Annotated in this window: 16 protein-coding genes; 14 read left to right on the top strand and 2 right to left on the bottom strand. The window is 61.4% G+C overall.

The annotated features are described in order from the left end of the window. Positions 1-17 precede the first annotated feature (17 nt). Genes trbL through JG746_RS30970 form a run of 5 tightly spaced genes read left to right on the top strand, consistent with a single transcriptional unit; the run spans position 18 to position 4599 of the window. Entirely contained in the window at positions 18-1340 is a 1323-nt protein-coding gene (trbL, locus tag JG746_RS30990; protein ID WP_027033454.1) for a P-type conjugative transfer protein TrbL, read from the top strand. Further along, complete coding sequence (trbF, locus tag JG746_RS30985; protein WP_202295869.1) at positions 1341-2066, top strand: conjugal transfer protein TrbF; 726 nt, start codon at positions 1341-1343, stop codon at positions 2064-2066. It begins immediately after the preceding gene. Then, entirely contained in the window at positions 2063-3091 is a 1029-nt protein-coding gene (gene trbG, locus JG746_RS30980; RefSeq protein WP_064987383.1) for a P-type conjugative transfer protein TrbG, read from the top strand. The genes trbF and trbG overlap by 4 nt, the downstream gene beginning before the upstream one ends. An 11-nt stretch (positions 3092-3102) precedes the next feature. Beyond that, complete coding sequence (locus JG746_RS30975) at positions 3103-4317, top strand: TrbI/VirB10 family protein (RefSeq protein WP_202323963.1); 1215 nt, start codon at positions 3103-3105, stop codon at positions 4315-4317. 12 nt (positions 4318-4329) lie between these two features. Continuing rightward, the gene (locus JG746_RS30970) at positions 4330-4599 is read left to right on the top strand and encodes a DUF2274 domain-containing protein (protein ID WP_010914026.1); all 270 of its coding nucleotides are present in this window, start codon (positions 4330-4332) and stop codon (positions 4597-4599) included. A gap of 537 nt (positions 4600-5136) precedes the next feature. Here the strand turns inward: JG746_RS30970 and hemN are convergent. Beyond that, positions 5137-6486, bottom strand: a complete 1350-nt coding sequence (gene hemN, locus JG746_RS30965) for an oxygen-independent coproporphyrinogen III oxidase (protein WP_096453978.1) — start codon at positions 6484-6486, stop codon at positions 5137-5139. A gap of 157 nt (positions 6487-6643) precedes the next feature. Between hemN and JG746_RS30960 the strand changes: the two genes are divergently transcribed. Further along, the gene (locus JG746_RS30960) at positions 6644-7399 is read left to right on the top strand and encodes a Crp/Fnr family transcriptional regulator (protein ID WP_202295860.1); all 756 of its coding nucleotides are present in this window, start codon (positions 6644-6646) and stop codon (positions 7397-7399) included. Positions 7400-7402: 3 nt separating this feature from the next. Here the strand turns inward: JG746_RS30960 and JG746_RS30955 are convergent, their stop codons facing one another. Continuing rightward, positions 7403-7942, bottom strand: a complete 540-nt coding sequence (locus JG746_RS30955; protein WP_202323962.1) for a hemerythrin domain-containing protein — start codon at positions 7940-7942, stop codon at positions 7403-7405. Between the two features lie 129 nt (positions 7943-8071). Here JG746_RS30955 and ccoN point away from each other — a divergent pair, with 129 nt between their 5' ends. The 8 genes from ccoN (at position 8072) to ccoS (ending at position 16145) form a co-directional block, all read left to right on the top strand. After that, positions 8072-9682, top strand: a complete 1611-nt coding sequence (ccoN, locus tag JG746_RS30950) for a cytochrome-c oxidase, cbb3-type subunit I (protein WP_202323961.1) — start codon at positions 8072-8074, stop codon at positions 9680-9682. Positions 9683-9693: 11 nt separating this feature from the next. Next, positions 9694-10425 (top strand): cytochrome-c oxidase, cbb3-type subunit II, encoded by a 732-nt coding sequence (gene ccoO, locus JG746_RS30945; protein WP_010914031.1) that lies wholly within the window; start codon positions 9694-9696, stop codon positions 10423-10425. A 10-nt stretch (positions 10426-10435) separates the two neighbouring features. After that, complete coding sequence (locus tag JG746_RS30940; protein ID WP_202295854.1) at positions 10436-10585, top strand: cbb3-type cytochrome c oxidase subunit 3; 150 nt, start codon at positions 10436-10438, stop codon at positions 10583-10585. Positions 10586-10587: 2 nt separating this feature from the next. Continuing rightward, the gene (gene ccoP / locus JG746_RS30935) at positions 10588-11451 is read left to right on the top strand and encodes a cytochrome-c oxidase, cbb3-type subunit III (RefSeq protein WP_019856557.1); all 864 of its coding nucleotides are present in this window, start codon (positions 10588-10590) and stop codon (positions 11449-11451) included. Positions 11452-11654: 203 nt separating this feature from the next. Then, positions 11655-13220, top strand: coding sequence for a cytochrome c oxidase accessory protein CcoG (gene ccoG, locus JG746_RS30930; RefSeq protein WP_446720273.1), 1566 nt, complete (start codon positions 11655-11657; stop codon positions 13218-13220). Beyond that, positions 13217-13714: a FixH family protein gene (locus tag JG746_RS30925; protein WP_202295843.1), complete on the top strand. Its 498-nt coding sequence runs from the start codon at positions 13217-13219 to the stop codon at positions 13712-13714. Before ccoG ends, JG746_RS30925 begins: the two co-directional genes overlap by 4 nt. Further along, positions 13711-15999 (top strand): heavy metal translocating P-type ATPase, encoded by a 2289-nt coding sequence (locus tag JG746_RS30920; RefSeq protein ID WP_202323959.1) that lies wholly within the window; start codon positions 13711-13713, stop codon positions 15997-15999. Before JG746_RS30925 ends, JG746_RS30920 begins: the two co-directional genes overlap by 4 nt. Then, positions 15996-16145: a cbb3-type cytochrome oxidase assembly protein CcoS gene (gene ccoS / locus JG746_RS30915; RefSeq protein ID WP_006329249.1), complete on the top strand. Its 150-nt coding sequence runs from the start codon at positions 15996-15998 to the stop codon at positions 16143-16145. Before JG746_RS30920 ends, ccoS begins: the two co-directional genes overlap by 4 nt. The last annotated feature ends 236 nt before the right edge of the window (positions 16146-16381 follow it).

Here is a 16381-nt window from a genome sequence, read left to right as displayed (position 1 = left end):
ACGACGAGGAAGGCGGCATGAACGACCTTGGGGTCATTGATCGCTTCATGGAGACCTTCATCCGCTACATCGATAGCGGGTTCGGTCTGCTCTCGGGCGATGTCGCCTTCCTTACCACGACCCTGATCGGCATCGACGTCACACTTGCCGGCCTCGCCTGGGCATTCGGCGGCGAACCCAACATATTCGGCCGGCTCATCCGCAAAGTGCTCTATGTCGGCGTCTTTGCCTTCATCTTGAATAACTTCAAGAACCTCGCCGACATCATCTATCGGTCCTTCGCTGGCCTCGGCATCAATGCGTCCTCAGGCAATCTCTCCGCCGACAATCTCCTGCATCCGGGCCGCATTGCCGCAACCGGTTTCGAGGGCGCCTGGCCGCTTCTCGATCAGGCAAGCCAGCTTCTCGGCTTCCCAGAAATCTTCGGCAACGCGCTCACCATCTTCGTGCTGCTCGTGGCCTGGTTCCTGGTCATCATCGCCTTCTTCATCCTCTCCATCCAACTCTTCATCACCATCCTCGAATTCAAACTCACCACTCTGGCCGGATTCATTCTTGTGCCCTTCGCGCTTTGGAACCGGTCAGCGTTTCTCGCCGAGCGCGTGCTCGGCAATGTCATCTCGTCGGGCATCAAGGTAATGGTGTTGGCCGTCATCATCGGCATCGGCTCCACGCTCTTTGGCGAGTTCGCTTCCGCGCTGCAAGGCAAGGAGCCGGATCTGGCCGCCGCCATGTCACAGGTCCTGGGCGCCTTGGCGCTCCTTGGTCTCGGCATTTTCGGACCTGGGATAGCCTCCGGTCTTGTCTCGGGCGCGCCGCAGCTTGGCGCGGGCGCCGCACTTGGAACCACGGCAGCCGCAGCCGGTGCATCGCTCGTTGCCGCAGGCGCAGCATTTGCCGGCGCGCGCACGGCAACCGGCAGCGGTCTCACCGCACTCCGTGCCGGCACGACCATGGGGTCAGCGGCTTCTACGGCCTGGCAGATCGGGCGCGCAACATCGCCCGAGTCCGGCCTGTCCGGTGTAGCTGCTGGAATGCATGGTGTGACCAGCGCCGCCGGCGGCGCCGCAATGCGGGCGGCACGATCTGCCGCAGGAGGCTTCGGGCGCAGCGTTGATGCCGGGCGCGAAGCTGCCTGGACCGCGACCGGTGGTGCGCCGACCGCATCCATGACCGGAAGCCCTACTGGTCCGGTCGCTGATGCCGCGCCCGGCTGGGCCAGGCGCCTGCGTTCCGAACAGACAGCCCGTGCCCACCGTCACACCGCCATGCAGGCCGTCCGTGAAGGCGACAGGCCGGGAGGCAGCGCCAATCCCTCTCTCAACGACAAGGACGACTAAATGCTATTCAAGCGACCCATTCAACGTTACGGCAAGACGCCCGAGCCGGTCACGCCGTATCAGAAGGCCGCGCAGCTCTGGGACGAGCGCATAGGCTCATCTCGAGTGCAGGCCCGCAACTGGCGGTTCATGGCTCTTGGCTGTCTGACCTTGGCGGCCGGACTTTCCGGCGGACTCGTGTGGCAGTCGATGCAGAGCCGCGTCGTGCCTTACGTCGTCGAGGTCGACGGCTTCGGCGAGGCACGCGCCGTTGCGCCGGCAATCCGGGGCTACGAGCCCTCCGATGCCCAGATCGCGTGGCATCTCGGCCGCTTCATTCAGAATGTCCGTTCCGTTTCCACCGATCCGGTGCTGGTGCGGCAGAACTGGCTTTCGGCCTATGACTTCGCCACCGACCGCGCGGCGCTCTTTCTCAACGAGTACGCCAAGGCGAACGATCCTTTCGGCCAGATCGGCACACGCAGCGTGTCGGTGCAAGTGACCAGCGTGGTCAGGGCTTCCGACAGCTCGTTCCAGGTCAAATGGGCCGAGCAGGTTTTTGAGCGCGGCAGCCTTGCCAGCACGACGCGCTGGACCGCGATCCTCACCATCGTGATCCGCCCGCCAAGTAATACTGACCAACTGCGCAACAACCCGCTCGGCGTCTTCATCAATGCGATCGACTGGTCGCGCGAGCTCGACAGTGCTGCGCCGACGTCCGTTTCCCCAAAAGGAGTCCACCAATGAAGAATAGAATGTCGTCGGTCCGTGCCGTGCTGATCCTGTCGGCCTCTACAGCAGTCCTCTCCGCCTGCGCGTCGAAGCCGGTACCGCCGCCTGAGATTTCCTATGATGCTGCCGATTTCAAACCAGCCGCAATCGAGAAGCCGCCGGAGAAGCCGGTCAAGATAGTCGAAGTGCCAAAGCCGCTGCCGTTGCCAGGTCAGCTACAGCCCGATCCGGGCAGGGTGGCCGATGACAAGCGCTCTCCTGAAGAACGGGTCTCCGATGCCAATAAAGCAGCGACGCAGCAACCCACCAGGTATGGGTACGTGAATGCGGTTCAGGTCTATCCATTCGCCGATGGCGCACTCTATCAGCTCTATGCCGCGCCGGAGCGCGTTACCGATATCGCACTCCAGCCGGGCGAGAAGCTAACAGCCGTGTCGGCCGGCGACACGGTGCGTTGGGTGATCGGCGATACCGTCAGCGGCACCGGTGACAATCAGCGCACCCATGTGCTGGTAAAACCCTTCGCGCCGGGACTTAACACAAATCTGGTGATCACCACGGAACGACGCACCTACCATTTGCAGCTTCAAAGCACCGAGAAGACCTCAATGGCGGCGATCTCCTGGACCTATAGCGAGGACCAGATCATCGCGCTACGCCAGCGCAACGCCCAAGCCGAGGCTGCCACGCCGGTGGCGTCGAATGTGGCGCTCGAGAATATCCGCTTTCGGTATTCAATCACCGGCGACACACCACCCTGGAGGCCGACGCGCGCTTTCGACGATGGCAGCAAGGTCTATATCGAATTCCCCCGTCGCATTGATCAGGGTGAAGCGCCTCCTCTCTTCATCGTCGGTGCCGATGGGGACAGCCAGCTCGTCAATTATCGCATGCGCGGCAACTACTACATCGTCGATCGCCTCTTTGGCGCTGCAGAACTGCGTCTAGGCAGCAAGCAGCAGCAGGTGGTGCGCATCACCAGGACTGACGGCCGGCAACCGCCGCGGCGGATTCCGCTCTTTGCGCGGCCCAGCAGGTGAGGGGAGCGCTCATGACCGATACTTCCCGATCCGATGCGCCGCCGAAACTCGATCCCGAGCAGCTGCAATTGCGAGCCTCGCCCCGCCGCGCTGTCCGATTCAGGCGCGGTGTGATCATCGCCATCGCTGCAGTCGGATCCGGTGCCATTCTGGGCGTCACGATGATGGCGCTTCAAGGACCGGCATGGCGTATCAAGCACCAGGCAGAGGACCGCTATAACACCGAGCGCAAGCCACCCGCCGAGGGACTAGAAGCGCTTCCCAAGGACTATTCCGGGATCATGCCGAAGGCCCCTGTGCTCGGACCGCCACTGCCCGGCGACCTCGGTCGCCCCATCCTTGAACGCCAACGTCAGCTCGGCATCGCGCCAGGGCAGGATATCTCCGCCGAGGAGCAGCGCCTTGCCCAGCAAGCAATTGAGGCGCGCGAGTCGCAAGTCTTGTTCCGGATCGACAATCGACCCAGACAGACAGATGTCGCCGGCGGCGGGCCGAGTGCGCAGCAGCCGTCTGAGGCGCTTCCGCAATCCGGAGCGAGGCGCACGTCAGCTTCCGTTGCCCCAGCCGAGGGTGACCAGAACAACCAACAGCGCAAGCTCGATTTGGTCAGTCAGCGAAACACAAGCGGGATCTACAATCCGCATGCGCTGCAGACGCCGGCCTCGCCCTACCAACTGATGGCCGGCAGCGTGATCGCGGCCAGTCTCGTCACCGGCATAAATTCCGACTTGCCTGGCCTTGTCGTCGCGCAGGTCACCGAGAATGTGCACGACACAGTCACCGGCAGCATTGTGCTCATTCCGCAAGGCTCACGCCTCATCGGCACTTATGACAGCGTCGTGGCTTTTGGGCAGAGGCGCGCATTGCTGGTCTGGCAGCGAATAATCCTGCCCGACGGTTCCTCGATCGAAATCGACAATCTGCCAGCGACGGATACTGCCGGCTATGCTGGGCTTGAAGACAAGGTCGATTTTCACACCTGGCAGCTGATCAAGGGAGTTGCTCTAGCGACGCTACTGGGCGTTGGTACCGAGTTGAGCTTTGGGGAAAACGAAAGCGACCTAGTTAAGGCGATCCGGGAATCCACTCAGCAAAACATCAGTCAAGCCGGCCAGCGCATCACCGAAAAGAACCTGAATATTCAACCCACCATTATCGTCCGCCCCGGTTGGCCCCTACGCGTGATTGTACACAAGGATCTTGTGCTGCGCCCATACCCGACTTGAACAGGAGTAATCATGGCAGATCTGAAACTTGGAAAGCTTCCGGACCGGACACCTTCGAAGATGACCATCACCGTTAGCGCGGACCTGAACCAAGCACTCAAGGACTATGCGGCGCTTTACCGCCAGACCTATGGCGAGTCTGAAACGGTAGCGGAACTCATACCTTTCATGCTGGCAGGGTTTCTGGAAGGTGACAGAGCGTTTGCCAAGGCCAGAAAGGAAAGCTTGCCCGCCGGCATGTCAGAGAAATCGCGACGCGTGTCAGGTTCAGATTCCGAGTAATCGAAGCATAAAGTTGGTCAATTGGCGCAGCCGCCCGGGTGCCTAATTTCCCGGCGGTCGCGGCCTACCGATCCGTCATGTAAGGCCTATGCGCGAACTTCGAGCAGCTGGAGGTCAAGTAAGTGCCTGGGCGGCCCGGAAACCGCGAACAGGCGCAGGGCGTGCTAGCCGCACTGATGCATGGTTTCAGACCCGTGGGAACGCCGTGCGGTTGTTACTCAGAATGAGCTCATCTCAAAGGGGCATTCAAGAGCCGCAGCGCTGAGTAGCGGAAGCCGCAATGGGGTGCGTCGCTGACATTCAGTGAAAGACTGGGCCGAACAATCCAACCTGCTTGGGCGGATACGAAGTGGAGCCCTGCTTGCAGGGTTCCGGCGGGTCCCAGCCCTCTGCCATGCGACCCCCTTTGGGAAATACCCGCGTCGTCACAGCATCGTAAAGTGGCGTCATATGCACTATCGAATTGTTAGCTGCTGGTTTCGGCGATTTTGAGGAGGTTCGCGATCGACTGAAGACGGTGACGTTCGTCTGTGGCACTCAGACTGCCACTGAGTGCCTGGCCGTTCCACTTTCGAAATATTTGTCGAACTTCGCTGCAATGCTCCTTACAAAGGGACGACTTTCCGCCGATACGACGTAACTGTCACCTTGGAGTTCAAGCGGTCGAGCAGGGTCGCCAATGGCGATGGAGCTTGCTTGGAAAAGAAGCTTTTGTCCGGCTTCCCCGAAGCGTTCCACCAGATCGGCTGCTGAAAAGCCGAAATCGCACATCAAGCGCTCGATGATCCAGCCGCGAACACGGTCATCTTCGGAAAACGCGATGCCGCGGACCGTGGCCAGATGTCCCCCCTCGACCATGCGTCCATATTCGGCTGTCGACGGCATGTTCTGCGAATAGCCCTGTCGAAACCGGCTGATCGATGACGGCCCGAGCCCGATCAGTGTTTCGCAGCGATCCTCGGTGTAGCCCTGGAAATTGCGGCGGATTGTTCCCGCGCGAGCCGAGACTGCAAGCGCATCATCCGGCCTGGCGAAATGGTCTATTCCAATCGCCTCGTATCCGGCGCCCATGATCAGACGGGCGGCAATTTGCCACTGAGCGAACCGTTCGGCCGGACCCGGCAACCATGCCTCGTCGATCATAGTCTGATGCTTCTTGAACCAGGGCACATGCGCGTAGCCGAACAGCGCCATCCGGTCCGGCTCCAGAGTCAGCGCCTGCGCCACGGTGGAACAGACGCTCTCCCTGGTCTGATGCGGCAGGCCGTAAAGCAAATCGAGGTTCACGGACCCTACGCCGCGAGAGCGAATGCCGTCTACAACCGCCTTGGTCTGCAAAAAGCTCTGCTCGCGATTGATCGCCTTCTGCACCTTCGGATCGAAATCCTGAACGCCGAGGCTCGCCCGCGCCATGCCGATCTCGGCAAGTGTATCAAGGCGGGCTTCGTCCATGTCGTTGGGTTCGATTTCGACGCTGATCTTCGCATCGGCAAGAAAATCGAAGCTATCCCGCAGGACAGTTCCCAAGGCTATCATATCCTCGGGCTTCAGCATGGTCGGCGAGCCGCCGCCGAAATGCACGGCGCGGACATGGGCCTTGCCGCCGACAAGACCGGCGACAGTCGCGATCTCCGCGTGAAGCGAGCGGAGATACGAAGCCACCGGCTCGTAGCGGCGGGTCTGCTTTGTATGGCACGCACAGAACCAGCACAGCCGGTCGCAATAAGGGATGTGCAGGTAGAGCGAGACCTCGTCACCGCTTTCGAGCGCCTTCAACCAGCTTCGATAGACATCAGCGTCGACGCCAGGATGGAAATGCGGCGCGGTCGGGTAACTGGTATAACGCGGGACGTTCTCGCCAAGCCTGGCAGCTAATTCCGGTCTCATTTGGTGGTCCGCCGTTTTTGCCTCGCCGGAAGTCTGGACGCGTCGAAGAGCCAATGCCCTGATTTCGGTCAGCCTCCAGCACGGACAAACTGCCGCAAGGATTTCTCTGCCATCGCTTGCTATCCTGTCGAAACTTGGGATCGGTAGCGCGAGCGTAATGACAGTACGGCAAGACATTCACAGTTCCGGCATTCCCGTTCTTTGCCTGTCTTGCGCAGCACGACTTCGCGGCGTCTGCGCTGCGCTCGATCCAAACCATTTGGTTGGGCTCGCCAAAACTTCGTCGCGGCACAAGCTCGAGCCGGGGGTCGAACTGATCGCCGACGCCGAGGCCGTCGACAGCTATTCAAACTTGCTTTCAGGCGTTGTGAAGCTGACGAAGTGCCTTTCGGACGGCCGCCAGCAGATTGTCGGTCTTCGGTTCGCACCGGATTTTCTGGGACGGCCCTTCAAGGTGAAAAGCACGATCAATGTGGAAGCGGCAACCTCCGTCTCGCTGTGCTCGTTTCCGAAGGCGGCCGTTGAACGGATAATGAAGGAATCACCGGGACTCGAGCATCGCCTGCTCAAGCAGACGCTGGACGAACTCGACGAGGCACTTGAATGGATGGTGACTCTCGGGCGCAAGACCGCACCGGAGAAGGTGGCGAGCTTTCTCCTCATGATCGCCCGGAATATGGATTCCAGTATCGACCCGGCGGCTGGGTCGGCATGCTTCGATCTGCCGCTGACACGTGCCGACATCTCTGATTTCCTTGGACTGACGAACGAGACCGTGAGCCGCCAGCTTACGCGATTGCGGGCTGACGGCGTGATCCGGATCGAGAGCAAACGCCATGTAACGGTCGACAGCATGAGCCGGCTGGAGCAGCGCTGCGGCGGCCGAGGCGCGCGGCAACCGGCCTTTGAATGAGACCTAAGCGTCGGGGCCTTCGTCGCTTATTACGATCCGCGGCAGGACATGCTCGCGTTCGAAAGCGATGTGTCGCCGCAAGCCTTCGAAGAAGCCGCGTAGCATGAATCCGACAGCTTCCGCGCTCTCTATCGGATCACCATGACCGATCGCTAGGAGCGTTTCGGCCACCTCGCCAGCGAAGCATTGATCCTCAAGGTGCTCGATGCGCAACCGGCTGGTAGAGGCAAGTTTGGTCTCGGCCGGGGTCAAGTGCGCCTCATACGCAGGGAAAATCACCCTCTCCTCAAACCCATGAATGTCACGGAGCAGCGGAACGATCTTCTTGGCCGTTCCAAGACATTTGAGGCGGTCGACGTTCGGCAGTGCATCGGCAATGCTTTCCAGCGAGAAGCAGAGCTCCAGCTTTTCCCGATGGGCAAGCTTCATGACCTCGCCCGGAATCGCCTCTGTGCCGGCCTGGCGCGAGAAAGCCGCACTTGTCCATGAGCGGGTTGGCCCGTGCTGCGTTTCCTTGTTCAAATCGCCACCTTCTGATTGCACCGAACTCGATGCTGCCCGAAGCAAAATCGTGCGGCTCTGACATGGATCAGGGCGAGCAGGCGGCAACTACGGAATTAATGCACCGCGGATTTGGCGTCCGCGCATTGGAATCCTGGTCGGGGACATGTCATGAAATTCGGCACGGAGATCGTCGTCCTAAGCCTGTTTGCTTTTGCGGCCCTGGTGGCTGCCGGCTTCGGCGTAGAAGGACCTTTTCGCCAGCATATGGGGGTTTTGTTCGTCGCCGTGGCTGGCTTTACCGCGATCCTGCTGCGCAACACAGATTTCAAGCCGGCGGCTCCGGTCGACACCTCCGCCTACATGGATGGCCCAATCCGCTACGGAGCCATTGCAACGGTATTCTGGGGCGTCGTCGGCATGCTCGTCGGTGTGATCATTGCCCTGCAGCTGGCATACCCTCACCTCAACATCCAACCCTGGTTCAATTTCGGCCGGCTGCGGCCGCTGCACACATCCGGCGTCGTCTTTGCTTTCGGCGGCAACGCTTTGCTTTGCACGTCTCTCTATGTCGTGCAGCGCACGTGCCGCGCCCGGCTGTTTGGCGGCAAACTGGCCTGGTTTGTGTTCTGGGGTTACCAGCTGTTCATCGTCATGGCCGCGACCGGCTACCTGCTCGGCATCACCGAAGCCCGCGAATACGCCGAACCCGAATGGTATGTGGACATCTGGCTTACCATCGTCTGGGTCGCCTATCTCATCCTGTTCCTCGGCACGATCCTGAAGCGCAAGGAGCCGCATATCTACGTCGCCAACTGGTTCTACCTGTCCTTCATCGTGACCATCGCGATGCTGCATGTGATCAACAACCTGTCGATGCCGGCCTCCTTCCTCGGCTCGAAGAGCTACTCCGCCTTCTCCGGCGTCCAGGACGCCTTGACGCAATGGTGGTATGGCCACAACGCCGTCGGTTTCTTCCTCACCGCCGGGTTCCTCGGCATGATGTATTATTTCGTGCCCAAGCAGGCGAACCGGCCGGTCTATTCCTACCGGCTGTCGATCGTCCACTTCTGGGCGATCATCTTTCTCTACATCTGGGCCGGCCCGCACCACCTGCATTACACCGCCTTACCCGACTGGGCGCAGACGCTCGGCATGGCGTTCTCGATCATGCTGTGGATGCCGTCATGGGGCGGTATGATCAATGGCCTGATGACGCTGTCTGGCGCCTGGGACAAGCTGCGCACCGATCCGATCATCCGCATGATGGTGATGGCAGTCGCCTTCTACGGCATGTCGACCTTCGAAGGTCCGATTATGTCGATCAAGACGGTCAATTCGCTGTCGCACTACACGGACTGGACCATCGGCCATGTCCATTCCGGCGCGCTCGGCTGGGTTGGCATGATCTCGTTCGGCGCAATCTACTACATGGTGCCGAAACTGTGGAATCGTGAACGTCTCTATTCGCTGCGGCTCGTCACCTGGCACTTCTGGCTGGCGACGCTCGGAATCGTCGTCTACGCCGCGGTGATGTGGGTGTCCGGCGTCATGCAGGGCCTGATGTGGCGCGAATACAACGAGCAGGGTTTCCTCGTCTACTCCTTCGCCGAAACCGTCGCCGCCATGCATCCCTTCTACGTCATGCGCGCCATCGGCGGTGCGATGTACCTCACCGGCGCCCTGCTCATGGCCTGGAACGTGACCATGACCATTCTTGGCCACGAGCGCGAAGAGCAACCAATGCCAGGTTCCGAGCCCGCCCTCCGGCCTGCCGAATAGGGAGCCAGACAATGGGCTTGATGGACAAACACGCGATCATCGAGAAGAACGCCACGCTTCTTCTCGTTGGCTCTCTTCTTGTGGTGACCGTCGGCGGCATCGTCGAGATTGCGCCGCTCTTCTATCTCGACAACACGATCGAGAAAGTCGAAGGCATGCGGCCCTACTCGCCACTGGAACTCGCCGGACGCAACATCTATGTGCGCGAGGGCTGCTACCTCTGCCACAGCCAGATGATCAGGCCTTTCCGGGACGAGGTCGAGCGCTACGGCCACTACAGCCTGGCCGCCGAGTCGATGTACGATCATCCCTTCCAATGGGGATCGAAGCGCACCGGGCCCGATCTCGCCCGGGTCGGTGACCGCTATTCGAACGCATGGCACGTCGCACATCTTTCCGATCCACGTTCCGTGGTGCCGGAATCGATCATGCCGAGCTATGCGTTCCTGAAGGACGCTCCGATCGAGGTGAAGGACTTCTCGACGCATCTGGTTGCGAACGCGCGTGTTGGCGTCCCGTACTCCGATGACATGATCGCGCACGCCAATGCCGATCTGATGGCCCAGGCCGACCCGAATGCCGATGCCTCCGGCGTCGAGAAACGCTATCCGAAAGCCAAACTCGGTGATCTGGACGGCAATCCGCAGCAGGTGACCGAGATGGATGCCCTCGTCGCCTATCTGCAAATGCTGGGAACACTGGTCGATTTCAAGACCTATGACGATGCAGCCGGCTACCGCTGAGGGGGACGCAATGAGCTATAATTTGATGCGGGAATTCGCGGACAGCTGGGGTCTGCTTGCCATGGCGCTCTTCTACGTCGGCTGCATTGCCTTTGCCTTGCGTCCCGGCGGCAAAACACAGGCCGATCAAGCCGCCCAGATTCCACTCAAGGACGACTGATCATGAGCAGCGAGCATATCGATGAAGTCTCGGGCATCTCAACGACCGGTCATGAATGGGACGGGATAAGGGAACTCAACAACCCATTGCCCCGATGGTGGGTGATAACCTTCTACATCACCGTCGCTTGGGCGGTGGCTTATACAATTGCGTATCCGGCTTGGCCGATGCTGTCTTCCGCGACCAAGGGTGTGCTTGGCTATTCTAGCCGCAACGCTGTCAAGATTGAGCTGGCGGCTGCCGAAGCCGCCAAGGGCAAATATGTCGCGGCCATCCAGCAGAAGACCGTATCCGAGATCGCAGCCGACGACGCGCTGCGTGAATTCGCGGTAGCGGCCGGCGGAGCTACCTTCAAGGTCAATTGCGTGCAATGCCACGGCTCGGGCGCCCAAGGGTCGAAGGGCTTTCCAAACCTGAACGACGATGACTGGCTGTGGGGCGGCACGACCGAGCAGATCCAGCAAACGATCGCGCACGGCATCCGTTTCGCATCCGACCCAGATACTCGGCAGTCGGAAATGCCCCCCTTCGGTGACATCATCACGCCCGAACAGATCGCACAGGTCGGCGCCTATGTCGCCAGCCTCTCGGGCAAGGTCCAGGATGCAAGTCTTATCGAGCCCGGCGCCAAGGTATTCGCGGAAAACTGCGTCGCCTGTCATGGCGATAATGCGAAAGGCAACAAAGAGCTCGGCGCGCCCAATCTGACCGATGCGATCTGGCTCTACGCACCCGGCGAGACAGCCATCGCCGTCCAAGTCCGCGCGCCGAAGCACGGTGTCATGCCGGCCTGGATCGGGCGTCTCGGCGAGACCAAGGTTAAGGAACTTGCGGTTTATGTCCATTCGCTTGGCGGCGGAGAATAGGAACGGAAGCCTATTCTCGGCCCTCCCCGCCAAGCGACGGGGCCCGGCACGAGTCGGGCCCCGACACCATTCCGGCATGCGGCGATTGACCTGCAGCAAGGCGGCGCGGCCCACACGGCGAAGCGGGCTCACTGCAGACCGGACGTCTGTCGAAGCTGACAAGTCCGTCGCACAACGATGTCATAGGCCGCGCGCGAGTGGAGATGCACGTGCTGGATGAAACGCAGATGGAGCGGCTCGAGGCAAAAGCGGTCAACTCCGCCAAGACACGACAGCCGCTCTATGCTCCGCGCAAGAAAATCTTCCCTAAACGCGCCTCGGGCAGCTTTCGCCGCTTCAAATGGCTGGTGATGGCGATCACGCTGGGCATCTATTATCTGATGCCCTGGTTGCGCTGGGATCGAGGTCCGTTTGCTCCTGATCAGGCCGTGCTGATCGATCTTGCCAACCGCCGTTTCTACGTCTTCTTCATCGAGATATGGCCGCAGGAATTCTACTATGTCGCCGGCCTTCTGATGATGGCCGGCATCGGCCTCTTCCTGATCACGTCCACCGTCGGCCGCGCCTGGTGCGGCTATACCTGCCCGCAGACGGTATGGGTCGATCTTTTCCTAGTTGTCGAGCGGGCGATCGAAGGCGATCGCAACGCTCGCATGAAGCTCGACGCCGGCCGCTGGACCGCGCGCAAACTGGTGCTGCGTGTGTCGAAACACGCCATCTGGCTGGTCATAGCGGCAGCTACCGGCGGCGCCTGGATCCTCTATTTCGCCGATGCGCCGACGCTGATCGGCGACGTATTCAACCGCACCGCCGCTTCGGTCGCCTACGTCACCATCGCCGTGCTGACAGCGACCACCTACACGTTCGGCGGGCTGATGCGGGAACAGGTCTGCACCTACATGTGCCCGTGGCCGCGCATCCAGGCTGCCATGCTCGACGAGAATTCGCTCACCGTGACCTACAATGACTGGCGTGGCGAACCTCGTTCGCGGCACGCCAAGAAGGTCCAGGCTGCGGGGCAGCCGGTCGGTGACTGCGTCGACTGCAATGCCTGTGTCGCAGTCTGCCCGATGGGGATCGACATTCGCGACGGCCAGCAACTCGAATGCATCACTTGCGCGCTGTGCCTTGATGCCTGCGACGGCGTCATGAACAAGCTCGGCAAGGAGCGCGGGCTGATCTCCTATGCGACGCTGTCCGACTACAACGCCAACATGGCGGTGGCGACCGCAGGCGGCTCCGGTCGGGTGAACCCTTCACTCGTCAGAACGGCCGACAGCACATTTTCCGCCAGGTTGGCGCATTTCCATATTAGCAAGATCTTCCGGCCGAGGACCTTCTTCTACATGGGCGCGTGGACGGCGGTCGGGCTTGCCTTGATCTATTCGCTGCTGACGCGCGACCGACTCGAGATCAACGTCCTGCACGACCGCAATCCGCAATTCGTGACCCTGTCCGACGGCTCGATCCGCAACGGTTACACCGTCAAGCTGCTTAACATGATCCCCGAGCCAAGGACGATCGTCGTCACGATGCAGGGCTTGCAGGGAGCCGAAATGAGCGTCGTCGGCAGTGATCTGCCGGCAGCTCGCTTGTTCGCCATCGCGGTCGAACCCGACCGGCTGAACATGCTGAAGGTCTTCGTGCGCCAGCCAGCGGGTGAGGTTCGGCACGCTGCACAAACCTTCAAGTTCCGCGTCGAGGACAGAGCGAGCTTCGAATCGGACGAATACACCGCCACCTTCAACGCACCGGAGATCGCCAGATGAGCACCAATACGCAAAAGACGCGTGAGTTCACCGGCAGGCACATGCTGCTCACCATTCTCGGCTTTTTCGGCGTGATCATCGCGGTCAATCTCACGATGGCGACACTCGCCAGTACGAGCTGGACCGGCCTTGTCGTCGAGAACACCTATGTGGCCAGCCAGCAATTCAACCGAAAGGCCGAGGAAGGGCGCGCGCAGGCGGCACTCGGCTGGACCGGCAAACTGACGATCGCTCGGGGTGAGGTCCGCTACAGCTTGAGCGATGCCACCGGCAAGCCGGTCCCGTTGCATGGCGTCAAGATACTGTTTCGTCATTCCGCCTACGAGGCTGGGGACAAGGCCGTCACTCTCGCCCTCGTCTCGGACCAGGAATTTGCCGCGCAGCACTTGCCAAGGGATGGCGTCTGGATCGTCGAAGTCGACGCCGATGCCGGTCTGACAGAGCCCTATCGCGACGTTCGCCGGATCATGATTTCGCAAGGAGCGCTGCAATGAGCTGTTGTGCACCCAGCGCGGAACTGGCGCTGGATCTGACCAGTACCACATCGGTCCTGCCGTCTAGCCAGGAGATCAGGTTGGCGAGCCGATCGCTTGGCGACAATCTTTGGCAGACCGACCTTTCAGTGCCGACGGTTCACTGCGCGGCGTGCATCCAGGCCATCGAGACGGCTCTCGGAAGGCTCGATCGCGTCGAAGGCGCTCGTGTCAACCTGTCGACGAAACGGGTCGCGATCCGGTGGCGTGGGGACTCTGTGCCTCCGTTTGTCGCCGCGCTGGGACGGCTGGGCTTTCAGGCGCACCTGTTCGAAGCCGACGCTGATAAGAAGGACAAGACGCTTGCCGAGCTGATCCGCGCGGTCGCGGTCGCCGGGTTCGCCGCCGGCAACATCATGCTTCTTTCGGTCTCGGTCTGGTCCGGCGCCGAAGGTGCTACCCGCGACCTGTTTCACTGGGTCTCTGCATTGATCGCCATCCCGGCGCTCACCTTTGCCGGCGGCATCTTCTTCCGCTCGGCCTGGAATGCACTGCGCCACGGCCGCATGAACATGGACGTGCCGATCGCGGTTGGGGTGTCGCTCGCTTATGCCATGAGCCTCTACGAGACGATCAATCATGGCGATCACGCCTATTTCGACGCGTCCGTATCCCTGCTGTTTTTCCTGTTGATCGGCCGCACCCTGGATCACGTCATGCGCGAACGGGCACGGACCGCCGTGAAAGGCCTGTCCCAGTTGGCCGCACGTGGCGCCATGGTGCTGCGCGGCGATGGCGCGCGCGACTACCTGCCGGTTGGCGAGATCGAACCGGGCATGCAACTGCTGGTCGCCGCCGGCGAAAGGGTGCCTGTCGACAGCAGGGTCATTCGCGGCGCGTCGGATCTCGACTGCTCGCTGGTTTCCGGCGAGAGCACACCGAAAACCGTGGCGTCCGGGGAACAGGTTCAGGCCGGCACGCTCAATCTTACCGGCCCGCTGACCATCGAAGCGACCGCTGCCGCAAAGGACTCCTTCCTGGCGGAAATGGTTCGGCTGATGGAAGCCGCCGAAGGTGGTCGTGCGCACTATCGGCGGATCGCCGACCGTGTCTCGGCGCTCTACGCGCCGGTGGTCCATCTCACCGCCTTCGTGACGTTCCTTGGCTGGATGGCGGTAACCGGCGACTGGCACCGGGCAGTGACGATCGCGATCGCCGTTCTCATCATCACATGCCCGTGCGCGCTCGGTCTGGCCGTGCCGATCGTGCAAGTGGTCGCGGCGCGCCGCTTGTTCGAAGCCGGCATGATGGTCAAGGACGGATCGGCCATGGAGCGCCTGGCCGCGATAGACGTGGCGGTATTCGACAAGACGGGCACGCTAACGCTCGGTCAGCCCAGGCTGGTCAACGCGTCGACCATCGATCCGGCGATGCTGGCGATCGCAGCCGACATGGCGGCGCACTCCCGTCACCCGTTCTCGAAGGCGATCGCCGCATTCGCGGGTTTTGCCGGCCAGCCGAAGCTGGAAGCCGTCAGCGAGCACCCGGGTCTCGGCATCGAAGCGACGACCGCGGACAGCACCTGGCGTCTTGGCCGGCGCGGCTGGGCCGGATGGAAAGCCCGGACCGGTGGCGAAGGCAAGTATGGCGGCTATGGCGGGACGGTGCTCTCGAAGAATGGGAGGATCGTCGCCTCCTTCACGTTCGAGGACGCTACGCGCGCCGACGCCAAGGCGGCGGTCGGGCAATTGAAGGATGCCGGCGTGTCGGTCGAAATGCTGTCCGGGGATATAGCCCATGCCTGCGGCGAGGTTGCCGGGACGTTGGATATCGAGAGTTTCGTTCCGGCGCTGCTTCCCTCCGGCAAGGTTGAGCGGATCGAGGTGCTGGCCAGGGCGGGCCACAAGGTTCTGATGGTGGGCGACGGGCTCAACGACACGCCGGCCCTCGCTGCCGCGCATGTCTCGATCGCGCCGGCAACCGCCGCCGATATTGGCCGCAACGCCGCCGATTTCGTGTTCCTGCGCGAAAGCCTGCTGGCGGTGCCCCTGGCGCTGGATGTCTCGCGGCAAGCGGGAAGGCTGATCCGGCAGAATATCGCCATTGCGATCGTCTACAACGCTGTCGCCGTGCCGATTGCCATTCTCGGGCACGTCACGCCGTTGATCGCGGCGATCGCGATGTCGGCCTCATCGCTGCTGGTCATCGGAAACGCGCTGCGCCTGCAGGGCTTTAGGCTCGCCGAGCTGACGAGGGCTTCTTCGGCAACGCATTCCGGCATTCACCCATCAGCGCGGTCATCATGACGATACTCGTCTACCTCATGCCAGTCGCCCTATTTCTTGGCGCACTGGGGCTGACTGGCTTTCTGTGGGCGTTGAAGAGTGGCCAATATGAGGATCTTGACGGAGCCGCTGAGCGCATCCTCCGGGACGACAAGCCGGAACGCTGAGCCAGACCGCTGTTCCTGACGCTGTGCTGACGCCTCCCGTCAGCCGACTCGGAATAACGATTGAAGCTCCACAACCAGTTAAGCCGCTTGACGTAGATTTGTGAAAAGCCCCTGTCCCTCGAAGGACTGCGTCGCCGGTTCCGCCCCAACATAGACGCGGCCATTGTCATAACGTACGCAAAGCTGATGTTCATGTTCACGATAGGTGCGGACACGGGGTTGCAGTTACACTTGTT

Origin of the sequence: Mesorhizobium sp. 113-3-3, assembly GCF_016756495.1 — a bacterium.
Lineage (GTDB): Bacteria > Pseudomonadota > Alphaproteobacteria > Rhizobiales > Rhizobiaceae > Mesorhizobium.
Note: the sequence above shows the minus strand (reverse complement) of the source record. Positions and strands in the feature narration are given on the sequence as shown.

What these genes read in the sequence shown, in the direction of transcription:
- trbL (WP_027033454.1), top strand. Translation starts at nt 18, where the DNA reads ATGAACGACCTTGGGGTCATTGATCGCTTCATGGAGACCTTCATCCGC.
- trbF (WP_202295869.1), top strand. Translation starts at nt 1,341, where the DNA reads ATGCTATTCAAGCGACCCATTCAACGTTACGGCAAGACGCCCGAGCCG.
- trbG (WP_064987383.1), top strand. Translation starts at nt 2,063, where the DNA reads ATGAAGAATAGAATGTCGTCGGTCCGTGCCGTGCTGATCCTGTCGGCC.
- JG746_RS30975 (WP_202323963.1), top strand. Translation starts at nt 3,103, where the DNA reads ATGACCGATACTTCCCGATCCGATGCGCCGCCGAAACTCGATCCCGAG.
- JG746_RS30970 (WP_010914026.1), top strand. Translation starts at nt 4,330, where the DNA reads ATGGCAGATCTGAAACTTGGAAAGCTTCCGGACCGGACACCTTCGAAG.
- hemN (WP_096453978.1), bottom strand. Translation starts at nt 6,486, where the DNA reads ATGAGACCGGAATTAGCTGCCAGGCTTGGCGAGAACGTCCCGCGTTAT.
- JG746_RS30960 (WP_202295860.1), top strand. Translation starts at nt 6,644, where the DNA reads ATGACAGTACGGCAAGACATTCACAGTTCCGGCATTCCCGTTCTTTGC.
- ccoN (WP_202323961.1), top strand. Translation starts at nt 8,072, where the DNA reads ATGAAATTCGGCACGGAGATCGTCGTCCTAAGCCTGTTTGCTTTTGCG.
- ccoO (WP_010914031.1), top strand. Translation starts at nt 9,694, where the DNA reads ATGGGCTTGATGGACAAACACGCGATCATCGAGAAGAACGCCACGCTT.
- JG746_RS30940 (WP_202295854.1), top strand. Translation starts at nt 10,436, where the DNA reads ATGAGCTATAATTTGATGCGGGAATTCGCGGACAGCTGGGGTCTGCTT.
- ccoP (WP_019856557.1), top strand. Translation starts at nt 10,588, where the DNA reads ATGAGCAGCGAGCATATCGATGAAGTCTCGGGCATCTCAACGACCGGT.
- ccoG (WP_446720273.1), top strand. Translation starts at nt 11,655, where the DNA reads ATGCACGTGCTGGATGAAACGCAGATGGAGCGGCTCGAGGCAAAAGCG.
- JG746_RS30925 (WP_202295843.1), top strand. Translation starts at nt 13,217, where the DNA reads ATGAGCACCAATACGCAAAAGACGCGTGAGTTCACCGGCAGGCACATG.
- JG746_RS30920 (WP_202323959.1), top strand. Translation starts at nt 13,711, where the DNA reads ATGAGCTGTTGTGCACCCAGCGCGGAACTGGCGCTGGATCTGACCAGT.
- ccoS (WP_006329249.1), top strand. Translation starts at nt 15,996, where the DNA reads ATGACGATACTCGTCTACCTCATGCCAGTCGCCCTATTTCTTGGCGCA.